The organism is Trinickia sp., assembly GCF_057351765.1.
This window is the reverse complement of the sequence record NZ_JBMRBK010000067.1, coordinates 1-4713: the sequence shown is the minus strand read 5'-3', so window position 1 is coordinate 4713 and position 4713 is coordinate 1. Positions and strand designations below refer to the sequence as shown.

Annotated in this window: 4 protein-coding genes; 2 read left to right on the top strand and 2 right to left on the bottom strand. The window is 65.8% G+C overall.

The annotated features are described in order from the left end of the window. Nucleotides 1-1008 (bottom strand): GMC family oxidoreductase (locus tag ACO1XS_RS18270; RefSeq protein ID WP_486391343.1); only part of this gene is annotated, 1008 nt, incomplete at its 3' end. Nucleotides 1009-1297: 289 nt separating this feature from the next. On the opposite strand from ACO1XS_RS18270, the gene ACO1XS_RS18265 reads away from it, so the two are divergent. Together ACO1XS_RS18265 and ACO1XS_RS18260 are read left to right on the top strand one after the other, a co-directional pair. Further along, nucleotides 1298-2293 (top strand): AAA family ATPase, encoded by a 996-nt coding sequence (locus ACO1XS_RS18265; RefSeq protein ID WP_486391344.1) that lies wholly within the window; start codon nt 1298-1300, stop codon nt 2291-2293. Further along, nucleotides 2290-4011 (top strand): cobaltochelatase CobT-related protein, encoded by a 1722-nt coding sequence (locus ACO1XS_RS18260; protein ID WP_486391342.1) that lies wholly within the window; start codon nt 2290-2292, stop codon nt 4009-4011. Before ACO1XS_RS18265 ends, ACO1XS_RS18260 begins: the two co-directional genes overlap by 4 nt. Nucleotides 4012-4070: 59 nt before the next feature. Here ACO1XS_RS18260 and ACO1XS_RS18255 read toward each other — a convergent pair. After that, nucleotides 4071-4713, bottom strand: a 643-nt coding sequence (locus ACO1XS_RS18255; protein WP_486391341.1) for a phosphate acyltransferase, incomplete at its 5' end; no start/stop codon positions are given.

Here is a 4713-nt window from a genome sequence, read left to right as displayed (position 1 = left end):
GGCAAGCGTCAGCGGGCCGGTGCGCCACAGCGCGTACTGCATGCCGATCCACGCTTTGCGCAGCGGGTGATTGACTTCGTCGTTGAGCGTGCGCTCGCGCGTGCGGTACACGAGCCGAACTTGCAGATGATCTTGCAGGTTCCGGCCGACACCGGGCAGATCGAACAGCACCGGCACGCCGGCGCGTTGCAGCACGCTCGCCGGGCCGACGCCCGAGTGCTGCAGAAGCTGCGGGGAGCCGATCGCGCCGGAGGCGAGAATCACTTCGGCGCGCGCGCACACGAACTTGCGCTCGCCGCCTTGCAAGTATTCGACGCCGATCGCGCGCTGGCCCGCAAAGCGCACGCAGCAGGCCTGGGCATGCGTGAGAACGCGCAAATTGCGGCGCCCGCGCGCCGGTTTCAGAAAGCCTTTTGCGGTGCTCCATCGAAACCCTTTGTGGGCCGTCTGCTGGAAGTAACCGACGCCTTCCTGGCTGGCCCCGTTGTAGTCGGGATTGAAAGGGATGCCGATTTCCTGCGCGGCAGCGATGAAGTGATCGGCGATGGGCCGGCGCAATCGGAGATCGGACACTTTCAACGGCCCGCCCACGCCGTGATAGGCGTTCGCACCGCGTTCCTGATCTTCGGATTTCTTGAAGTAGGGCAGCACCTCGGCGTAGCTCCAGCCGCGGTTGCCCAGTTCGGCCCAGCGATCGTAATCCTCGGGCTGTCCGCGCACATAGAGCAGGCCGTTGAGCGAGCTGGACCCGCCGAGCACTTTGCCGCGCGGCCAATCGATGCTGCGGCCGGCGACATTGGCGTCGGGCTCGGTGCGGTAGCACCAGTCGAGCTCGGGGTCGTGCATGGTCTTGAAATAGCCCACCGGCACGTGGATCCACGGATTGGTGTCGGCGCCCCCGGCTTCGAGCAACAGGACGCTGTTGCGCGGATCGGCGCTCAGGCGGTTGGCCAATACACATCCCGCCGATCCCGCGCCGACGATGACATAGTCGACTTCCGGTTCCATGAAAGGGTCTCCTGACAGCGCCTGCGAGGCGGCGCAAATGCGTGCCGCGCAGGGGTCGCCTCACTGTCGCGGATGGCGAAGGACGGCGCAAGAGCTACCCCCGCTGCGCGGACCAAACTGAAACGGAAAGTATCGATTCGGGATCAAAAGCGACGGGCGCTGCGCGCCGCACGGCGCTGTACCCACTGAAACGGCGTCACTGGCGCTATGGGCGGCCCGGGGGCGGGCGATACGATGTGGTTCGAGGCGCGAACGGCTCGGCGGCGAGGCAAAGGAGAAAGCGGTGACGATGGATTTCATGCAGGACAGGCCCGATGGAAGAGTATCGGTGCGCGAGTGCTTCGGCATCGACACGGGTTTGATGGCGCCCATGTTCGCCGAGCGCGACGATCACGTGCCCGATATCGATCCGGCCTACCGGTTCAATCCGGACGTCACGCTTGCGATCCTGGCCGGCTTCATGCGCAATCGGCGCGTGATGGTGCAGGGCCTGCACGGCACCGGTAAATCGACCCATATCGAACAAGTCGCTGCGCGGCTGAACTGGCCGTGCGTGCGTGTGAACCTGGATGGCCATATCAGCCGGCTGGACCTGGTGGGTAAGGACGCCATCGTCGTGCGCGAGGATCGGCAGATCACCGAGTTCCAGGAGGGAATCGTGCCGTGGGCGCTGCAGCGGCCCGTTGCCTTGATCTTCGACGAATACGACGCGGGCCGGCCCGACGTCATGTTCGTGATTCAGCGCATCCTCGAGCGCGACGGCAGTTTCACGCTGCTGGATCAGAACCGCGTGATTCGCCCGCATCCGTACTTTCGGCTTTTCGCCACGTCCAATACCGTCGGCCTCGGCAACCTGAACGGGCTTTACCACGGCACGCAGATGCTCAACCACGCGCAGATGGACCGCTGGAACGTCGTCGCGAAGCTGAGCTATCTGCCGCCCGAGCAGGAGGCCGACATCGTGCTGGCTCGTGTGCCGGAGATGGACGATCCGGCCGGGCGGGCGGGCGTCGAGCAGATGGTCGCGATGGCGGCGCTCACGCGCCGAGGTTTCGCCGCGGGCGATCTGTCGACGCTGATGTCGCCGCGCACGGTGATCAACTGGGCGGAGAACTGCCAGATTTTCAAGGACACCGAACTCGCATTTCGCCTCACCTTCCTGAATAAATGCGACGAATCGGAACGTCCGATCGTCAGCGAATACTATCAGCGCTGCTTCGGCGTCGAACTGGGCGAGGCAGGGCATGAAGCCGAAGCGGGCGGCGGCGCCTTGAAGCCGACATGACGACGTCCGCGCCTGATGCAGTGTGCGCCGCGGTGCGCCGCGAACGCTTGTGCGCGGCGGTGGCCCGCGCGCTGACGGGCGATGCCGCTTTGCATTATCGAAGCGGACGATTGTGCCGGCAGGTGCGGCCGTTGCCGTTGCATGCGCCGCATCTGCGCAGCGACGCGACGCAGGACGACTTCGCTTTGCTGCGTGGCTCAGCCGATTGCGCGGCGATGCGGCTCGTGCACTCGGACGCGGCGTTGCACCGGTCCTTATCGCCTACGCCCTACATCGAGCGCTTGCTGTTCGAGATATTCGAGCAGATCCGCTGCGAGGCCCAGCCTGCGCCGGGCATGCACGGGCTTGCGCGCAATCTGCGCGATCGCTTCGAGTCATGGTCGCGCGGCTATTTCAGGGCGGGCCTTGCCGACGATCACCTCGGCATCCTCGTCTACACGGTCGTGCAAATTGCATGGTCGCGCGTGACGGGTTGGCCAGTGCTCGGCGAAACGGAGGATCTCATCGAGGCTACGCGCGCCGGAATCGTCACACAGATCGGCACGGACCTGGCGGGGTTGCGCCGCCATCGTTTCGATCAACGCGCCTACGCACGGCATGCGCGCGAGTTGGCGCACCGGATCGCATCGATGCTCGCGCACGCGCGCGCCAGGTTCGGCGATAGCGGCGATGACGAGCGAAAACCCGACGACGCGTTGAGCGCGTTCTCGCTCTGGGTGGACTTCGACGAATCGCACGAGGCCGGTGCTGAAAGCGCGGCGCCGGGCGCAAGTCGAAGCCTGGATCGGTCCGCGCCGGGTTACCGGGCATACACGACGCAGTTCGACCGCGAGGTGCGCGCAGCGGCGCTGGCCCGGCGGCCGCTGCTGCGCGACTACCGCGCGAAGCTGGACGAGCGCATTGCCGAAAGCGGCATCAACAGCGCGCGCATTGCGCGCGAGTTGCAGGCAGCGCTTGCCGTCCCGCGCAGGGACGGGTGGTCGTTCGGCGAGGAAGACGGACGCATCGACGGACGTCGTTTGGCACAGATCGTCAGCTCGCCCGCCGAGCGGCGCGTGTTCATGCAAGAACGGATGCGTCCGCACGGCGATTGTGCAATCGCTTTTCTGATCGACTGCTCGGCGTCGATGAAGGCGCAGATCGAAACGATTGCGGTGCTGGTCGATAGCCTCGCGCGCGCGAGCGAGCAGGCGGGGCTTCCAACCGAAGTGCTCGGTTTCACGACGGGCGCATGGAATGGCGGGCGCGCGCGGCTCCAGTGGCTCGCGTCTGCACGGCCGTCGCATCCGGGACGCCTGAACGAGCTTTGCCATATGGTGTTCAAGCGCGCGAACGATAGTTGGCGGCGTGCGCGCACCGACATCGCCGCACTGTTCAAGGCCGATCTGTTTCGCGAGGGCGTGGACGGCGAGGCCGTCGAATGGGCGTGCTCGAGGCTGGCCGCGCTGCCGGTCTCGCGGCGGATCCTCGTCGTCATCTCGGACGGCAGCCCGATGGATGCGGCGACTGCGCAGGCCAACGACGCGACCTATCTCGATGCGCATCTTAAGGAGGTCGTTTTGCACCATGAAACGCTGCGTGACGTGGACGTGGTCGGGCTGGGCATCGGGCGCGACTTGAGCGCTTACTACCGGCATTGCGCAACGTTGGACCCGGCCGAGCCGCTCGATACGAAGCGGCTCGTCGGGGTGGCTCGCTGGATCGGAGCGAGGCGCTAGCCGTCATAGACTTAGCCGTAGCCGACGTCACCGTCATCGTCGGCGACGCGGCGACTCCCTCACGCGGCGTGGGGTTCCTGAGAGGGATGGGCGCGGCGTGCGTGCGCGGCTTGCGCTTGCACGGCGGTGACGGCGATGACGTAATAGATGTCCTCGCTGCTGCACCCGCGCGACAGATCGTTGGCGGGATAATTCAGCCCCTGTAGCAGCGGTCCGATCGCCTTGGCGCCGCCGATGCGTTCAGCGAGCTTGTAGCCGATATTGCCGGCGTCGAGATTGGGGAAAACGAGCACGTTCGCGTGACCGCCCACCTGCGAGTGCTCGATCTTGCGCTCGGCGATTTCGGCGACGATCGCCGCGTCGAGCTGGACGTCGCCGTCGATGGCCAGGCCCGGACGCACCGATTTCACGCGCTGCGTCGCCTCGATCACCTTGTCCACGTGGGCGTGATGCGCACTGCCGCTCGTTGAGAACGACAGCATCGCCACGCGCGGCTCCTCCATCAGCAAGCTGCGCGCGCTATCGGCGGCGGCCATGGCGATCTGCGCGAGTTGCTCGGCGTCGGGATCGACGACGAGCGCGCAATCGGAGAACACGAGCCCGCCCTTGTAGCGATGAAACGGCTCGCACAGCATCATCAGGAAGAAACTCGACACGAGCTTGAACGACGGCTCGAGGCCGATCAATTGAATCGCCGTGCGC